Origin of the sequence: Streptococcus mitis (assembly GCF_002096845.1) — a bacterium.
Lineage (GTDB): Bacteria > Bacillota > Bacilli > Lactobacillales > Streptococcaceae > Streptococcus > Streptococcus mitis_A.
The window spans coordinates 37,338-54,830 of the sequence record NZ_NCVK01000058.1 but is presented as its reverse complement, the minus strand read 5'-3'; the positions used below and the strand labels follow the sequence as shown (position 1 = coordinate 54,830).

The 17,493-nt window shown below is 39.7% G+C and carries 17 protein-coding genes; 4 read left to right on the top strand and 13 right to left on the bottom strand.

Annotated features, from left to right (window positions below; all coding sequences use genetic code 11):
• Window positions 1-53: 53 nt before the first annotated feature.
• The 3 genes from B7695_RS08020 to B7695_RS08010 are packed head-to-tail and all read right to left on the bottom strand — an operon-like array spanning window position 54 to window position 4,018.
• Window positions 54-1,814 carry an ABC transporter ATP-binding protein gene (locus tag B7695_RS08020; protein ID WP_084890957.1) on the bottom strand — a complete coding sequence of 587 codons (1,761 nt, stop codon included), beginning with the start codon at window positions 1,812-1,814 and terminating at the stop codon, window positions 54-56.
• Window positions 1,804-3,573 (bottom strand): ABC transporter ATP-binding protein, encoded by a 1,770-nt coding sequence (locus tag B7695_RS08015; RefSeq protein ID WP_084890955.1) that lies wholly within the window; start codon window positions 3,571-3,573, stop codon window positions 1,804-1,806. The genes B7695_RS08020 and B7695_RS08015 overlap by 11 nt, the downstream gene beginning before the upstream one ends.
• Window positions 3,548-4,018 (bottom strand): MarR family winged helix-turn-helix transcriptional regulator, encoded by a 471-nt coding sequence (locus tag B7695_RS08010; RefSeq protein ID WP_084890953.1) that lies wholly within the window; start codon window positions 4,016-4,018, stop codon window positions 3,548-3,550. Before B7695_RS08010 ends, B7695_RS08015 begins: the two co-directional genes overlap by 26 nt.
• A gap of 214 nt (window positions 4,019-4,232) precedes the next feature.
• Here B7695_RS08010 and B7695_RS08005 point away from each other — a divergent pair, with 214 nt between their 5' ends.
• Entirely contained in the window at window positions 4,233-4,874 is a 642-nt protein-coding gene (locus B7695_RS08005; protein WP_084890951.1) for a DUF308 domain-containing protein, read from the top strand.
• Window positions 4,875-4,929: 55 nt separating this feature from the next.
• On the opposite strand, the gene B7695_RS08000 is transcribed toward B7695_RS08005, so the two are convergent.
• The 9 genes from B7695_RS08000 to B7695_RS07960 form a co-directional block, all read right to left on the bottom strand.
• Window positions 4,930-5,646: a YebC/PmpR family DNA-binding transcriptional regulator gene (locus tag B7695_RS08000; protein WP_084890949.1), complete on the bottom strand. Its 717-nt coding sequence runs from the start codon at window positions 5,644-5,646 to the stop codon at window positions 4,930-4,932.
• A gap of 96 nt (window positions 5,647-5,742) precedes the next feature.
• Window positions 5,743-7,113 (bottom strand): MATE family efflux transporter, encoded by a 1,371-nt coding sequence (locus B7695_RS07995; RefSeq protein WP_084890947.1) that lies wholly within the window; start codon window positions 7,111-7,113, stop codon window positions 5,743-5,745.
• Between the two features lie 114 nt (window positions 7,114-7,227).
• Entirely contained in the window at window positions 7,228-8,394 is a 1,167-nt protein-coding gene (recA, locus tag B7695_RS07990; RefSeq protein WP_084890945.1) for a recombinase RecA, read from the bottom strand.
• A gap of 54 nt (window positions 8,395-8,448) precedes the next feature.
• A complete protein-coding gene (locus B7695_RS07985) occupies window positions 8,449-9,705 on the bottom strand; it encodes a competence/damage-inducible protein A (protein WP_084890943.1) in 1,257 nt (418 codons plus the stop codon).
• Window positions 9,706-9,793: 88 nt separating this feature from the next.
• On the bottom strand, window positions 9,794-10,846 hold the full coding sequence (gene lytR, locus B7695_RS07980; protein WP_084890941.1) for a glycopolymer--peptidoglycan transferase LytR: 1,053 nt from the start codon (window positions 10,844-10,846) through the stop codon (window positions 9,794-9,796).
• A gap of 7 nt (window positions 10,847-10,853) precedes the next feature.
• Window positions 10,854-11,372 carry a GNAT family N-acetyltransferase gene (locus B7695_RS07975; RefSeq protein ID WP_084890939.1) on the bottom strand — a complete coding sequence of 173 codons (519 nt, stop codon included), beginning with the start codon at window positions 11,370-11,372 and terminating at the stop codon, window positions 10,854-10,856.
• A complete protein-coding gene (gene tsaE, locus B7695_RS07970) occupies window positions 11,362-11,805 on the bottom strand; it encodes a tRNA (adenosine(37)-N6)-threonylcarbamoyltransferase complex ATPase subunit type 1 TsaE (RefSeq protein ID WP_084890937.1) in 444 nt (147 codons plus the stop codon). The genes B7695_RS07975 and tsaE overlap by 11 nt, the downstream gene beginning before the upstream one ends.
• A gap of 84 nt (window positions 11,806-11,889) precedes the next feature.
• Window positions 11,890-12,510, bottom strand: coding sequence for a hypothetical protein (locus B7695_RS07965; RefSeq protein WP_084890935.1), 621 nt, complete (start codon window positions 12,508-12,510; stop codon window positions 11,890-11,892).
• A 305-nt stretch (window positions 12,511-12,815) separates the two neighbouring features.
• Complete coding sequence (locus tag B7695_RS07960) at window positions 12,816-13,679, bottom strand: helix-turn-helix domain-containing protein (RefSeq protein ID WP_050223545.1); 864 nt, start codon at window positions 13,677-13,679, stop codon at window positions 12,816-12,818.
• 189 nt (window positions 13,680-13,868) lie between these two features.
• Here B7695_RS07960 and B7695_RS11670 point away from each other — a divergent pair, with 189 nt between their 5' ends.
• From B7695_RS11670 to cbpJ, 3 genes are all read left to right on the top strand, one after another.
• The gene (locus B7695_RS11670; RefSeq protein WP_033684368.1) at window positions 13,869-14,039 is read left to right on the top strand and encodes a PhrA family quorum-sensing system peptide; all 171 of its coding nucleotides are present in this window, start codon (window positions 13,869-13,871) and stop codon (window positions 14,037-14,039) included.
• A 448-nt stretch (window positions 14,040-14,487) separates the two neighbouring features.
• Window positions 14,488-15,759 carry a trypsin-like serine peptidase gene (locus B7695_RS07950; protein WP_050392652.1) on the top strand — a complete coding sequence of 424 codons (1,272 nt, stop codon included), beginning with the start codon at window positions 14,488-14,490 and terminating at the stop codon, window positions 15,757-15,759.
• 18 nt (window positions 15,760-15,777) lie between these two features.
• Entirely contained in the window at window positions 15,778-16,773 is a 996-nt protein-coding gene (cbpJ, locus tag B7695_RS07945) for a choline-binding protein CbpJ (protein ID WP_084890933.1), read from the top strand.
• Window positions 16,774-16,996: 223 nt separating this feature from the next.
• Here cbpJ and ndk read toward each other — a convergent pair whose 3' ends face one another.
• Window positions 16,997-17,410, bottom strand: a complete 414-nt coding sequence (gene ndk / locus B7695_RS07940) for a nucleoside-diphosphate kinase (protein ID WP_084890932.1) — start codon at window positions 17,408-17,410, stop codon at window positions 16,997-16,999.
• Between the last annotated feature and the right edge of the window lie 83 nt (window positions 17,411-17,493).

Genomic DNA, 17,493 nt, shown 5'->3' with positions numbered 1-17,493 from the left:
ACTTGTCTTCTAGTATAGTGCAGAAAAAGAAGGCCGTCAAGCCTTCTTTTGGTTTATTCTTCTGCTTCATCTTCTGTAAACTGACTGTTGTAGAGGTCAGCGTAGAAACCAGCTTGCGCCATTAGCTCATCATGATTGCCTTGCTCGATGATGTTGCCATCTTTCATAACCAGAATCAGATCAGCATTTCGGATAGTAGACAAGCGGTGGGCGATGACAAAGGAAGTTCTGCCCTCCATCAATCGGTCCATAGCTTTCTGAATCAATTCCTCTGTTCGTGTATCAACCGAAGAGGTCGCCTCATCCAAAATCAAGAGTGGTGCATCTTTCAGCAAAGCACGAGCGATAGTCAAGAGTTGTTTTTGTCCGACAGACAAGGTCACTGTATCGTCCAAGACGGTATCGTAACCATCTGGTAGGATCATGATAAAGTGGTGAATCCCTACAGCCTTGCTGGCTTCAATCACGCGCTCATCACTAATATCCTTTTGGTTATAGATAAGATTGTCTCGGATAGTGCCTTCAAAGAGCCATGTATCCTGCAAGACCATTGAAAAGGCATCGTGTACTTCCGAACGCTTCATCTCTTTGGTATCCACACCATCGATGCGGATACTTCCCTTATCAATCTCATAAAACTTCATCAAGAGATTGACAATGGTTGTCTTCCCAGCTCCGGTCGGTCCGACAATGGCAATCTTTTGACCTGCATGAGCTGTCGCAGAAAAGTCATGAATAATCGTTCGCTCCGGTGTGTAGCCAAATGAAACTCTGTCAAAGACCACTTGACCTTTCATATCGCTCAATTGTCTTTCTTTATGGGATTCGTCTTCCATTTCCTCTTCAGCTAGGAATTCGAAGACACGTCCCATGGCTGCACTAGCCTGCTGCAAACTAGTAATCCCTTGGGCGATTTGTGAAAGAGGCTGAGAAAAGATACGAACGTAAGCCATAAAGACAACGATAATCCCGATACTGATGTGCCCATTTAAGGCCAAGGCTGCACCAACGATAATCACCAAGGCATAGCTAAAGTTCCCAATAAACATCATAATCGGCATCATAATCCCTGAAATAAACTGAGACTTCCAGATACTGTCATACAGACGATTATTTAATGTCGCAAACTCTTCTTTCGTACTCTCGATGGCATTGTAACTGGTCACCACATTATGGCCAGAGTACATTTCCTCCACATAGCCATTGATAGCTGCCAAATCCTGTTGCTGACTCTTAAAGAAGCTCTGGGATTTGCCCATAAAGATGGATACAAATGCAAATCCAACAAGGGTTGAAACAACCGTCACCAAGGCTAAAATCCAGTTCATGCCAAACATGGTTACTAAGACTGCTACAACTAATAAACTAGATGAAAGAACCGTTCCCAGACTTTGATTGAGAGACTGGGCTGCAGTGTCAACGTCATTGGTTACACGAGACAAGGTATCCCCTTGAGAATGTCCATCAAAATACCCTAATGGAAGGCGATTAATTTTCTCTGCAATGGCTCTTCTCAAACGCTCTGAAAAACGTTGAATAGCTGTTGTAAACAGAAAGGCCTGCAAATAATTGGATAGGAGTCCGATCACATAAATCACGGCCAAAAAACCACCAATAGCTGCAACCGCCGCGACATCCACACTTGTTTCCAGACCACTGGCAATAATATTGGTCATTTCCTTGATGCGGGTTGGACCATATACAGTAATGATATTAGATACGATTGTTGCTAGAAAGGCTATCAGAAGGGCAAACTGGAGGCCTGCAAGATAGGGTTTACTCTGTTTCCAGAGATACATTTTCTTATTTTCCATCTTCCAATTCCTCCTTCGATAGTTGTGAATAGGCAATTTCTTGGTAAACTTCGTTATTAGCTAGAAGTTCCTTGTGGATGCCTTGCCCCACGACTTTCCCTTGATCCAAGACCAAAATCAAATCTGCATCCATAATCGTTGAAATACGCTGTGCAACAATGAGCTTGGTCATAGACTTGGTTCTCTCTGCTAGCTCTTGGCGTAGGACACGGTCTGTCTTGTAGTCCAAGGCTGAGAAGGAGTCATCAAAGATGAGGATTTCTGGCTTCCGAGCCAAGGCACGTGCAATGGCCAGACGCTGTCTTTGACCACCTGAGAAGTTAGTTCCTCCTTGGGCCACTTCTGACGCTAAGCCCGCTTCCTTGTCTTCGATAAAGTTCTTAGACTGGGCCAACTCCAAAGCACGCCACATAGCTTGCTCACTAAGTGGTGTTTCTTGACTGTATCCAAAGTCTAGATTGCCCTTGACATCACCTGAAAAGAGAACCGCTTTCTGAGGAATATAACCAACCTTGTTGCGCAAATCTTTCAAGTCATAGTCTTGAACATTGACACCGTCTACAAGAATCTCTCCTGCTGATACGTCGTAGAAACGTGGAATCAGATTGACCAGAGTTGATTTACCAGAACCTGTTGATCCAATAAAGGCCACTGTTTGACCAGCTTCTGCTCTAAAGCTAACATTCTCAATAACCGCCTCCGAATTTGCCGCATAGCGGAAGGTCACATCCTTAAATTCGACCTGGCCTTTGAGGTTTTCATCAGCCAACTGCACTTGAGCAGGATTTTGGATAGACGAATGCAAATCTAGAACTTGATTAATCCGCTTGGCAGAGACCATGGTTCGGGGAAGAACGATGAAGAGTGCTCCCATGAGAAGGAAGCCCATGACAACTTGCATGGCATAAGACATGAAAACAATCATGTCACTAAAGAGAGGCAGACGTGCTGTCGCAGCAGCGTCGTTAATCACATAGGCCCCAATCCAGTAAATCGCCACACTCAAACCACTTGAAATCCCCATCATGATAGGGTTCAAAATAGCCATAAGACGGTTGACAAACAAATTCAAGCGTGTCAATTCATCATTTGCTGCTGCAAATTTGTCATTTTGGTAATCTTCTGCATTGTAGGCACGCACGACACGAATACCTGTTAAACTTTCACGAGTGATACTGTTCAATTTATCAGTCAGATTTTGAATCAAGGACTGTTTTGGAAAGGCTAGCGTCATCAAAACGGTCGTCATCAAAACGTTGACAATCACTGCCACAAGTACGGCCCAGAGCCAGTATTCTGAATGTCCTAAAATCTTCCCGATGGCCCAGATAGCCATAATCGGACCACGCGTAACCACTTGCAAGCCCATAGTAATCAACATCTGAACCTGAGTAATGTCATTGGTGGTACGAGTTAGGAGACTGGGAATAGAGAATTTCTTAATCTCTGTCTGCGAGTAATCCAAAACTCGGTTAAAAATATCACTTCTCAGCCTACTGGTATAGGAAGCAGCCACTCTGGACGCAAAAAATCCAACTGCAACTGAGGACAAGAAGGCCAGAAAGGACATTCCCACCATCATACCTGCTGGCTGCCACAACTCATCTAAATTGGTTCCCTGAGTTCCTAGCAAATCGGTAATTTTCGAGATATAGGTCGGCACTTCCAGCTCTAGATAGACCGAAAAGCAGGTAAAGAGAATGGCTAGTAAAATCATCCCCCATTCTTTTCTACTAATTCGTTTTGCTAATTTCTTCATTATCTCCTCCTATTCTCTTGATATTTTCCTGTAGTTGACTGAGGACTTTCTCAAAAATCAGTAATTCACCTTCATCTACATCTTCTATCAACTGCTTGTCTATGCGTTTAAAAAAGGCCTTAATCTCTTGCATTTGAGAACGCGATTTTTCCGTCAGACGAACAAACTTAGCCCGCTTATCGCTAGGACTCGCCTCCAGTTCCACCAAACCATTTTGCACCATACGCTTGACCAAGTTACTAGCAACAGACTTGCTAATATTGAGTTCCTTCTCGATATCTTTAATCAAGACTAGGTCTTGGTTTTCCTCACAAATATCCAAAAAACGTACCACCTGACCTTGCGGTCCACCCATAAATTCAATGCCACAACGTTTGGCTTCCTTTTGTACCATCAAATGAATCTGGTGACCAAAACGCTTAAAGACCAACATCGGTTTATCCATAATTGCTCCTTTCTAAGCCTTGTATTTAGTTCTCCTAAGAACTAAATAAGTTTTCATGAGAACTATTTTATCATTTTCAGAAAAGATGTCAAGAAAAAAGTTTTCATGAGAACTATTTTAGTTTAAATTGACACTAGGCAAGATTTTTTATATAATAAGCACTAGCTACTGTGGATAGAAATCCATTCACTCAATGAAGAGAGAAAACTTTCAAATGAAACCAGAAGAACAAAGAGTTTTAGGAATCTTAGCAACCATTTTTGGAGCCATCGCATTTTTAGGATCCTGGATCCCGTTTATTAACTATCTATCGTTGTTCATCGGCATCGTCGCATTTATCTTGGGAATTATCGGTCTTATCGTCAACCTCAAAAAACGGAAAACAATGGCTATTATCGGAACATCTCTGGCAGTTGCCTCTGTTGTACTTTTCTTTACGACTCAGGTACTATACGCTGATGTCTACAAAGAGTATGCCAAGGAGTTTAACCGTTCCTACATGGATACGAGTGCATCAATGGAACGCGAAGAAAAAAGCGACTTGACAGACGATACCTTCACCTGGACGCAAGAACAGTTCGACGCCTTAATCGAAGGTGACCTTGACAACAAAGGAAAAGGTGGTACCAACTACGAGGATATTATCAACAAACACGGAAAGCCAGATTCCGAGTTTGACTTCACTCTTGGGGGTTACAATACGAAAAAAATCTCCTATATCTCTATTGGAGACAAGACTAAGACTGTTACCTTAACTTTTGCAAAACAGGACAATGGAGAGCTCTTGCTCGTCCAAAAACATGCAGTCGGTCTAGGTCTAGAAAAAAGCAAGCAACAAAATGATTCTGAAACCTGAGTCTAAGTTCAAATATCAAAAAAACGAACAGCTAGTAAAACTGTTCGTTTTTCTATTAGAACCCATCTACGTTTGTGTAGATTTTTTGTACGTCTTCGTCGTCTTCAAGAACGCTGTAAAGTTTTTCAAAGGTTTCAAGGTCATTGCCTGACAATTCCACTTCTGACTGAGGAATCATTTCCAATTCAGTCACTTGGAATTCTTCAATACCTGACTCACGAAGGGCAACGATAGCCTTGTGAAGGTCAGTTGGAGCTGTGTAAACTGTGATTGTCCCTTCTTCTGCTTCTACATCATCCACATCCACATCTGCTTCTAGCAATTGCTCAAAGACTGCATCGGCATCTTCACCTGCAAATACGATAACTCCCTTGTTGTCAAAGAGGTATGAAACCGAACCTGAAGCACCCATGTTTCCGCCATTTTTACCAAAAGCTGCACGGACATTAGCCGCTGTACGGTTGACATTTGAAGTCAAAGTATCAACAATCAGCATAGAACCATTTGGTCCAAAACCTTCGTAACGTCCTTCTGTAAAGGTTTCGTCTGTATTTCCTTTAGCCTTATCCAAAGCCTTATCGATAACGTGTTTTGGCACTTGGGCTTGTTTAGCACGGTCGATAACGAATTTCAAAGCTGAGTTTGATTCTGGATCTGGATCACCTTTTTTAGCTGCTACATAGATTTCTACACCAAATTTTGCATATACTTTAGAGTTAGCTCCATCTTTAGCCGTTTTCTTGGCTACGATATTGGCCCATTTACGTCCCATTAGGAATCTCCTTTTTTCACATTTTAATCTTTCTTATTATAACACAAGTTTTTTCGATTTTCACTAGAGGAAATAGATTTTATTCAGCAAATCCAACTAGGATAGCACTTTGGTTGCCAAGATGACCTTACCTTCTTTTATCAAGGGGTAACGAAACAGTGAGAAATACAGTTGGATAGTCATAGCAACCCAGATAAGGGGTTCGCAGAGGATAACACCCTTATAGCCTGCCCAAGGAATAATCAAGACCACAAAAGCGATTTTCCCTATTAATTCAATAAAGCTGGAAACCAGAGGAAGGATCTTTTGCCCCAAGCCCTGCAAGCAATTGCGATAAATCAACAAAAGACTCAAAATAGGATAAAAGGCTGAGCTGATTTGCAGGTAGAGACTACCGTTTTCTACCAGGTATCCATCCGTTGAACTGGCCAAGAAGGAAACCAAGGTAGGACTGGAAAAAAAGAGGAAGACACAAACAAAAACTGCCCAGGACATGCTTAGACGACTGCCGATTCGAAGGCCTTGAACAATGCGGTCTGGGCGCTTAGCACCTAAATTCTGAGAAGCAAAGGTCGTCATCGAGGCAGAAATAGCGGTCATAGGAAGAAGGGCAAAGGCCATAATGCGTCGAGTCGCCGTCTGGGCACTAATAATCACTGCACCAAAGGTATTAACAGAAGACTGTAAAATCACACTGCCTATAGATACAATTGAACTCATCAAACCCATAGCCAAACCTTGCTCCAAGAGATCCGCGTACAAGGCCTTGTCCCATTTGAAATGCTTGAGTTGAGGCAAAAGTTCTGGCACACTCTTGCGGATATAATAAAAGCAAAGAACCGCTGATAAACCCTGCGAAATAATGGTAGCAAGTCCCGCGGATTGAACTCCCAGTTGCAGTTGCGTAATAAAATAGAGATCCAGAACCACATTAACCAAGGCAGAGAAAATCAGGAAACCAAGAGCTGCCAGACTGTCCCCAATAGATCGCAACAAGCCTGCAAAGAGATTATAAGCAAAACTAACACCCACGCAAGTCACAATCATAGAAATATATTGATAAGATTGAGGAAGAATTTCTACGGGAGTATCTAAGTATTGCAAGAGAGGATACAGTCCCAGAAAACCCATCAGCATGACTACAATACTCAAAAGAGCACCTAAAATCCAGGTAGCTGCTACTGCTTCCTTGATTTTAATGAAATTCCGAGCCCCATAATAGCGAGCAATGACAATCCCCATGCCATTGCCAACTCCAAGAGTAAAACCCACAATCAGGTCAAAAATGGCAGTTGTCGCCCCTACTGCAGCCAAGGAATCTTGACCAAGAAAACGCCCAACAATCAAGACATCAGCAGTATTATAGAGCTGTTGAAAAATATTGGACAGCAGGATTGGAAAGGCGAAGCTTAAGAGCGAGGGAAGAATTGGACCATGTATCAGGTCCACTGTTCGTTTTTTATTCATAAGGCTATTATATCAGCTTTCTAGAGGAGCTACAAGAAACAGCAAACTATAGGCAATCTGAAATCTTGAACAAAGAATCGAAAAAGCAGTGGATTTCTCCACTACTTTGACAGCTTATTCTTCAATTTCGATTTCAAGCTCATCGCCTAGGTCAAGAGTTACTTCTTCATTCACAGAGTCTGCTTGAACTGCTTCATCTTTTTTAGTTTCAACACCTTCTACAGAAGCTTCTTCTCCATCAACCAAACCAAATTGAACACGGACTTGATGGTCAATCTCATCAAAGATTTCTGGGTGATCTGCCAAGTATTTCTTAGCATTTTCAGAACCTTGCCCGATTTTCTCATCCTTGTAAGAGTACCAAGCTCCTGCTTTTTTGATGATATCCAAATCACTTGCAATCTTCAAAAGCTCACCAGTCTTAGAAATCCCTTCTCCGTACATGATTTCAACGAAGGCTTCCTTAAATGGTGGAGCCACCTTGTTTTTCACGACCTTGATCTTAGTTTCTTTACCGACGTTGGTGTCTTTTTGGTCACCAGTTCCCTTGATTTGTGTACTTCCACGAACATCCAAACGAACTGATGCGTAGAATTTCAGAGCACGTCCACCAGGAGTTGTTTCTGGATTTCCAAACATCACTCCAACTTTTTCACGCAATTGGTTGATAAAGATGGCAATTGTTTTGGTTTTATTGATAGAAGCACCGAGCTTACGCATAGCCTGGCTCATCATACGAGCCTGCAAACCAACGTGGCTATCTCCGATATCGCCATCAATTTCCGCACGAGGTACAAGGGCCGCAACTGAGTCGACTACGACAAGATCCACGGCACCTGAGTCAATCAATTTCCCTGCAATCTCAAGACCTTGCTCTCCTGAGTCTGGTTGAGACAAGAGCAATTCGTCAATGTTAACACCAAGAGCCGCAGCATAAGCTGGATCGAGGGCATGTTCCGCATCGATAAAGGCAGCAATACCACCTTCTTTTTGCGCTTGGGCAACTGCATGAAGGGCAACTGTTGTCTTACCAGATGACTCTGGTCCATAAATTTCGATGATACGTCCCTTAGGATAACCACCTGAACCAAGGGCAATGTCAAGAGCCAAAGAACCTGAACTCATCACTTGCACCTTTTGCTCCGCACGTTCACCCAAACGCATGATTGAACCCTTACCAAAGTCTTTCTCAATCAATTTAAGAGCGTCATTCAAGGCTTTTTCACGTTCAGCCCCGAATTTTTTTGAAATTTCATCTAATTTTTTTGGTTTTTTCGCCATTCTATTCTCCTACATTCTAATGGTCCTCAGACCTATCTACTATTATATCAAAAGTTAGTCACTTAATAAAGCCTTGCGAACTAGGTTAAAGGCATGCATAACCGCAATATGACGTACATCTGCTCGACTTCTACCTCCAATATTAACCTTGACGACCTTAGTTCCATGCTCCTGTGCCAAGCCTATGAAGACTGTTCCAGCTGGGTGTCCTTCGAGGCTATCTGGTCCTGCCACTCCAGTCAAACTAATGCCAAAATCAGACTGGGTCTTGATTCGTGCCTGCTCAGCCATCTTCTGAGCTGTAAATTCAGACACCACACCGTGCTCTTCCAAATCCTTGACAGGAATATGCAACATTTTTGATTTTTCCTCCAAGCTATAGGTCACAAAACCACCCTTAAATATACTTGAAGCTCCTGAAAAATCCGCTACATTGGCTTGGAAAAGCCCTGCCGTTAAACTCTCTGCAGCCGTGATAGTTTTCCCTTGTTTTTTCAGTTTTTCTACCACAATGCTGGCCAAACTGGACTCTTCCCCATACCCATAACAAAGGTCTCGTAAAGAAAGGCCTTCAAAAGTCTGACGATCTAAGATTTGATGTTCCAAGATATCCAGCACTTGATTCGCCTCTTCTTGACCACTAGCTTTTGTTGACAAGCGCAGAGTTACCTCTCCTGTCTTTGCATAAGGCGCCAAGGTCGGATCGGTTTGATTATCAATCAAATCAGCCAGAATCGTCACCAGCTGACTTTCGCCAATTCCAAAGAAACGAAGAACTCGGGAATACAGCTTGCTCCCTGTTATCAACTTGGGTAGAAGCTGATTTAAGACCATAGGTTTCATTTCACTCGGTGGACCTGGAAGGACAACGTAGGTCACTCCATCGACTTCCAATATTCCTCCCACAGCCAGTCCTGTTTCGTTTGGCAGTGGAGTCGCTCCATCTACAATTTGGACTTGTCTTTCGTTATTCGGTGTTCGGGCATAGTCTGGTCGCTGGGCAAAAAAGACATCTAACTTCTCCTGCGCCTGAGGATCAAAGACTAATTCTTTCCCTAAAAATTTAGCCAGAGTTTGTTTAGTTAGGTCGTCCTCAGTTGGCCCCAAACCACCTGTCAAAATCACCAGACTGCTACGTTGACTGGCAATCTCAAGTAAAGACAAGAGACGAGCTTCATTGTCTCCTACAGCCGTCTGAAAATAAACATCTACCCCAATCTCTGCTAGTTTTTCCGATAAAAACTGTGCATTGGTATTGACAATCTGTCCTGTCAAAATCTCTGTTCCAACAGCAATGATTTCTGCTTTCATGTTTCCTCCTACCTATCTATTCGTATTTTTTTGAAAAAATCGCAGGAATTTTCCTACGATTGATTTTTTATTTTTATCAACAAATGAACTATTCTACTTCATTTGTTACAAAGACACCTTGTTCTTGATTATCCCCATTAGCAACAGGCACCCGTCCAAACAAATCTTCAAATAAAACCGCATTGGTTTCGACCTGGGTAACTTCTTCTTGCCCCAAAGAGCGTCGCAATATATTCTGCATTTCCAACATATGCTCTCTCGAAACAATCTGGTAAGAAATACCTTGCAACATCTCTCCTTCACCCTTCAATTGTTGAGATTCAATGGTTTTAAATGAATCTTTATAGCCCAACAAGCTCGGAATACTTTTCGCAGACAAATCAATATTAGTCTGCATATTAGTACTTAGGGCTTTTAAAATAGATTGGTAGTGACTGACACTATTCAAACTAAGAACTTTTTCAACAACTTTTTGAATAACTTCACGCTGACGCTTTTGACGACCATAGTCTCCTTCTGGGTCTTGATAACGCATGCGTGAATAAACAAGCGCTTCTTCTCCATTTATTGTCTGCTCTCCAACGCCGATAGAAATGGTGTTAAATTCTTCTTGATCACTGATAGAGATTGGGAAACCTAGCGTGTTATTGACGGTAATGCCACCTACTGCATCTACCAATTGTTGCAATCCTTGCATATTAACCATAATGTAGCGATCGATATGGATATTCATCATCTTTTGAATTGTTTCTATAGCAAGTTCTGCACCGCCACCAGCATAGGCAGCGTTTAACTTCGCTTCTTCAATACTACCATCTTTATGTTGAATTTTAGTCAGGATATCACGTTCCAAACTCATCATCGTCGTTTTCTTTGTGTGAGGATTGACAGTCAGCAAAATCATACTGTCACTATTTCCAGCCCATTGATCTGTACGCTCTACATTCCCAGTATCAACCCCCATTAACAGAATGGTCAAAGGCTCTGTTGCTTCGATAACCTTGGTTTCTTCCCCTATTTTTTTATAGGTCTTTGATAAGGTTTGTGTGCCTTGCTGATAAATAGTATACGCAAAAACACCGACACCTAAAACTGTCACGGCTAGAAAAGCTAGCACCATTCCAATAATTTTTTTAACCATATTTCTACTAATCTATCAGTTTACCCATCAAGTAAACATCGATAAATTTCCCTTCTTCTATATATGCTCCACGCTCTTGGCGACCTTCAATTACAAAGCCATACTTTTGATAAAGATGGACTGCTACTTGATTACGAGTTTGGACAGTCAGCTGGAGACGACGCAGAATACTACTTGCTTGTGCCCACTCTATCGCTTCTTCTAGCAACAAACTTCCCAAGCCATTATTCCAATATCTTTTTCCAATCACAATGAAGAAATCTCCAATATGACGGACTCTCTTGCGCTGGTCAGCTGTGATATTTACAATACCAGCAATTTTATCATTTAATAATGCAAGTAAGGTTATCTGATTGTCCGAACTAGCTTGCTTGTTGAGGAATATTTCCATCTCCTCACTGGTCAAGAGAATACCATCTCCGTCTAAGCTGGTAAAATCTGTCTCCAAACTTACACGATTTAAAAAGGCCACTAATTCAGCTGCATCTTCAGGCTCTGCTTCCCTAATGAGCAATTCATACTCCATGTTGAAGCTCCTCTAAGAGTTTTTCTGCACGCAAACCCTTTGCCTGAAAATTTAAACGACGTCCATCTGCTTCTTTTAGAATTTCCAATTCTAAATAAATATCTGGCAAGGCATCTCCTAAGAGATTTCCCCACTCAATAACAGTCACACCTCCACCAAAGAGAAATTCATCCAAGTCGATAGAATCCGCATCTCCTTCAATTCGATAAACATCTAGGTGATAAAGTGGCAATCTGCCTTCATACTCTCTTACGATAGTATAGGTTGGACTTTTAATCATTTGAGAAATCTGTAAACCTTTAGCAAGTCCTTTAGTAAAGGTTGTTTTACCTGCACCCAGTTCTCCAGTTAAGATTAAAACATCATTCTTTTCTAATAGATGACCCAAACGCTCCCCTAAGGCTTGTAGCTCTTCTTCATTTTTTGTGTACATACTCTTATTATACCAAAAACTTTTCTTTTGTGTCTATTTTCCTGCTAAACTTACCATCATAACATCCATAAAAACAAGCTTTCTCTAAAAGAAAATGAGCGTAGCAATGACCAATACAAGATCTCGGAAAATATGACCATAAAAGGAAACTTCCTTTTTAACAGAATTTGGGACAAGATAGGCTGCAAAAAACAAACCCAGTCCAATATAAATCAGAAGTGAGACAATGGTCATTGGATTTCTTAAGAAGAGAAGTGTTGCTAAAATAGTCACCAACACTGTCTTTTTTCTGTCTAGCATAGCAAGCAAATCGCGCATGTATTTTTTCAAGGGTAAAAAAATCAGCAAATCTAGTCCAAATAGGAAAAAGAAGGATGGCAATAAAAAGTCAACTAATTCTTGCTGCAGCGTATTTTTAATGAACAAGTTATCTGACAAGACAAGAACAGCTCCTAACAAATTAATTAAGAGCAGGATACTGTAAAAAAGCTTCACTGACTGCTTACTGGCTAGGACACTATGGACTTCTTGCTTACGGGTATAAAGATAATTTACTCCAGCACAGATTCCTGAAACGAAGATCATACTTCCGATGAAAAAAGCTGTACTTTGTTTAAAGGACAAGATGCATTCCTTCCATAGGAAACAGCTACTCAAACTAATTTGAATTAAAGCTAACAAAAATAAGATTCTCATTGATTTCATCTTTTCTCTCCCTTCCTACCAATCATTATACTAGGAGAAAAGAGAGAACTGTTTCTAATCTTCTCAAATGTCTTTTTAAGACGCTAAACAAACACCAGAGACTAATACTCAATGAAAATCAAAGAGCAAACTAGGAAGCTAGCCGCAGGTTGCTCAAAACACTGTTTTGAGGTTGCAGATAGAGCTGACGTGGTTTGAAGAGATTTTCGAAGAATATAAACTTGAAATAAGGCTGATAGTATTCATTTCACTATCAGCCTTACAGGTTATTTAACGTTTCAGAAAAACTATAATGTCAAGATTAACTAAACAGTATCTAATTCCTTCAAATAATTTTCTATCTTCATCAACATTAAAGGATTGTTATAAATCTTACATAACTCTCTTGCTTCTATATAATAATTTTTGACTTGTTCTTTGTCTAGAAATTTGGCCCCAGCATTTCCTACAAGAATAAGTAGAGGAGCCAGTTGGTAGCTTGTCTGTCTTTGTTTACAGAGTTCAATCGTCTCAAGAGCTTCTTGGATGGCTTCATTATATTTTTCCTTTGATACTAGGTAGTGAGCGTAGTTGTAACGAACTCTGATGTAGCCAAATAAAAACTCTTGATGCTCAAAATTTTTTGTCTGATATAACTCCATTAAATGAGAGTAGTTTGCCTCATATTCTTGTTCACGACCCACTAAGGAATAGAAATTAGATAGAGTATTCAACGCCTTTAAATAAATCAGAGTATTTGAAGAGACTTTTAATAATATATTTTCCAATGAAGAAATAGCCTCACACTTACTGTCATATTGATAAAAGTCAATAATAGCTTTAATCCATTCAAGGTAAGTTCGGTCTTCTAGTGTTAGAAAAGTACTTCGTTCAATCTCTATTCTATAAATATATTCCAAATCGTCATAATTTCTATCATCTAATAGTCGAGCAGATAATTGCTTGAAATTAGAGAGGTTAGATTTAATTTCAATTTGTTCATTAAAAAAATAATCTAATGGCACTTCGAGTCGTTGTGAGAGTTTGAACAAAAGGTCTGCGGAGGGAATGAAATGCCCTCTCTCAATTTTACTAATCTGACTTTGTTCACAAATTCCTTCTGCAAGAGTTTGTTGGGAGAGTCTCAACTCTTTTCTTTTCAATCTGAACTTCTCTGCGAGTGTATTCATTAAAGATAATAAACCTTCCTATTTGCTTAATTTCATTATAAAATTTTTAGTTCAAAATAGCAAGTTAAAGGAATGGATAATTATTTATGGTAATAAACCCCAAAAAAAGTCAAAATAGACATAAAAATTTGACTGATTTTCATATGTGTGTTAGAATTAAGCAGAAAGAAAGGAGGTTCATAATATAAGATGAGGAGAAATCGTGGAATTAAAAAAATAGTTATATTTGTATTACTAAGTGTTCTTGCATTTGGTAATACAATTCCCTATCAACAGTTTGTTCAGAAGAATAGACAATTGGAAGTTCGAGTACAATCACAAAAAAAATCGAATGGACTTGATGTTGGAAAGGCAGATTAAAGAATAATGGAATAGAATTAGTCTCTAGTATATTCGCTTTTATTATTCATTAAAAATTGTAGGGGCAAGTTTGAAAAAAATAAAAATTAGTTGATTGCTTATCTCTCCAAATTTTGGGTATACTAATAGGATAAATAATTTTTAACACGAGGGGTCTCCCTTCACCAAATTTGAGTCTGCCTATCCCTTGACTATCCTTTCCTTTCACAAACGAGTCGCTTATTCAATTATAAGTTTACGTGCTCCTAGTCACAGTTAGTTGTGCTTGATGGAAAGAATGACACCTATAAAAATGCGAGGTAGTGGCTATACCACTCACTTATTCACCTCCCCGTGATTTGTAGTAGTGATAGGCTTTCTCACTATTATTATAAAACAAAATAAAGAGCACAACACTTTTTCATTCTGTGTTGTGCCTTGAGTGAAACGAAAGGAATGAATTATAAAAATGAAGAAAACATTTTATCGCAAATTCGGTATTTCAATTATTGCTAGTATTTTATTGGCTAGTCAGCTATCTACAGTATCTGCTTTGACTGTTATTTCTAATACAGGTGAAGAATATGAGGTAAGTGAAACTTTACAAGAGAGTCCAGGAAGTAATAATTTTTCCCTTCCAGATATTTCACCGACTTACGGTCAATTTTTTACAAGTCAGCCGGAAGCAATTATTGGGAGTAATGACTTAGTTTCTATTGAGAATACTTTGCAATATCCTTATTCTACATCAGTCTATGTAGAGTCTGTATTTCATGGTGTAGAAAATGGTAAAAACAAAACTTATAGGGGAAGTGCTAATTTTATAAAGGACAATATTCTTATTACTGCAGCTCATAATATCTATAAACATGAGTTTGGAAAAGATGCTGAAGAATTATATGTTACTCCTGCTGCCACACCCAATAATGCTCCATTTGGTACAGTAAAAGTAAAGAAATATTACTATCTAAAAAATTATGTGTCAGACAATCCAAGTACGCATTCAAAGAATGATTTAGCGTTATTAGTTTTAGAAGAGCCTATTGGGACTAAAACAGGGACACTTGGTCTCTCATCTTTATCTACAAATCTTTCTGGTTTGAATGTAACTGTTACAGGTTATTCAGCGCTCTCTGAAGCTGTACAGATGTATACAGATACTAGAAACGTAATACGTGATACAGGGGATTTCTTATATTATAATGTAGATACATATGGAGGCGCTAGTGGTGCTGCTGTCTATGATGCTTCACATCGTGTCGTAGGTGTACACATAGGAAATGAATCAAGAGGATCAGATATTGTTAATTTGGCAGTAAAATTAAATGAACAAAACCTATCCTTTATTTATTCCATCCTTGAGGGACATTCTATTGATGGTTGGAAATTGATTAGTGGTACGTGGTATTACTATAAGAATAGTACGAAACAAACAGGTTGGCAAAGTATAAATGGCAAATGGTATTATCTTGAAACCTCTGGTTCAATGTCCACAGGTTGGAAATATGTACAAGGAAGATGGTATTATTTAGATAAGACCAATGGTGATATGAAGACTGGTTGGTATAAAGATGGTTCAACGTGGTACTATCTAGATCCTACTAATGGAGATATGAAGACAGGTTGGATAAAAGTAGGAGGAAGCTGGTATTATCTCAATTCCTCTGGAGCAATGGTTACAGGTAGCCAAACTATCGATGGTAAAGTTTATAATTTCGCTTCATCTGGTGAGTGGATCTAATATTGGAGGTATATATAAATGAAACTTTTGAAAAAAACTATGCAAGTTGGACTAACAGCAATTTTCTTTGGTTTGCTAGCTACCAATACAGTATTTGCAGATGATTCTGAAGGTTGGCAATTTGTCCAAGAAAATGGTAGAACCTATTACAAAAAGGGTGACATCAAAGAAACGGACTGGCGAGTGATTGATGGCAAGACCTATTATTTTGATTATAATGGTGAAATGGTTGTTGGTTGGCAATACATTCCAATGCCAGTTAAAGGATATACAATTGGTCCTTACCCTAATGGCATAAGATTAGAAGGTTCCCCAATGCCAGAATGGTACTACTTTGACAAAAATGGAGTGCTACAAGAGTTTGTTGGTTGGAAAGCATTAGAGGTTAAAACTAAAGACAGTGTTGGAAGAAAGTATGGGGAAAAACGTACAAAACCGGAAGATAAAGAAGAGAAGAGTTTTTACACGAACTATTACTTTAATCAAAATCATTCTTTAGAGACAGGTTGGCTTTATGACCAGTCTAATTGGTATTATCTAGCTAAAACGGAAATTAATGGAGAAAACTATATTGGTGGTGAAAGACGTGCAGGTTGGATAAATGATGGTTCAGCTTGGTACTATCTAGATTCAGAAACTGGTATCATGCAAACTGGTTGGAAGGAACTTGGCAATAAGTGGTACTACCTCCGTTCATCAGGAGCAATGGCCACTGGCTGGTATCAGGAAGGTACCACTTGGTATTATTTAGACCAGCCAAATGGCGATATGAAAACAGGTTGGCAAAACCTTGGGAACAAATGGTACTATCTCCATTCCTCAGGAGCTATGGCAACTGGTTGGTATCAAGATGGTTCAACTTGGTACTACCTAAATGCAAGTAATGGAGATATGAAGACAGGTTGGTTCCAGGTTAATGGCAAATGGTACTATGCTTATAGCTCAGGTGCTTTGGCAGTGAATACGACCGTAGATGGCTATTCTGTCAATTATAATGGCGAATGGGTTCGGTAACGAATGCTAATCATAACTGTAGTTGATATTTAACTTAGTAAAAAGGGCTTTTTTCTACCATTTGTCAACTCTATCAATTTTTAAGAATTAAGACTCTTTGTTAACTGTAGTGGGTTGAAGAAAAGCTAAGAATGAGAAAGGACGAAGTTTGTCCTTTCTTTTTTATGTGACTATACTTTCTATTCAAATGAGCTTTTAACCAATTGATTGAGCCAATCCACTCTTAAAACCAAAGAGCAATTTCTCGCTTAGCTGACTCTTCTGAATCTGAACCATGTACAACATTTTGAATAGCTTGGTTTTCACTAGCAGCTTTTGCAAAATCACCTCGAATCGTTCCTGGTAAAGCTTCTTCTGGACGAGTCGCACCCATCATAGTCCGCCAAGTTTCGATTACTTTGGGACCAGAAATGATACCTACAAGAACCGGTCCTGAAGTCATAAATTCACGAATCGGTGGGTAAAAACTCTGACCAACCAAGTCCTGATAGTGCTGATCAATCAACCCTTCTGAAAGCTGTGAACGCAACTCTAATTTTTCGATTGTCAATCCACGTTGTTCGATGCGTTTCAACACCTCACCCACTAATCCTCTTTTTACACCGTCTGGTTTAATGATAAAAAATGTTTGTTCCATACCCGTCTCCTTTGTCAGCTTCTTTCTTTTATTTTACCACATTTCATGGAAAAATGGAGAAAGTTTTCAGAAAAGAGAAAGAG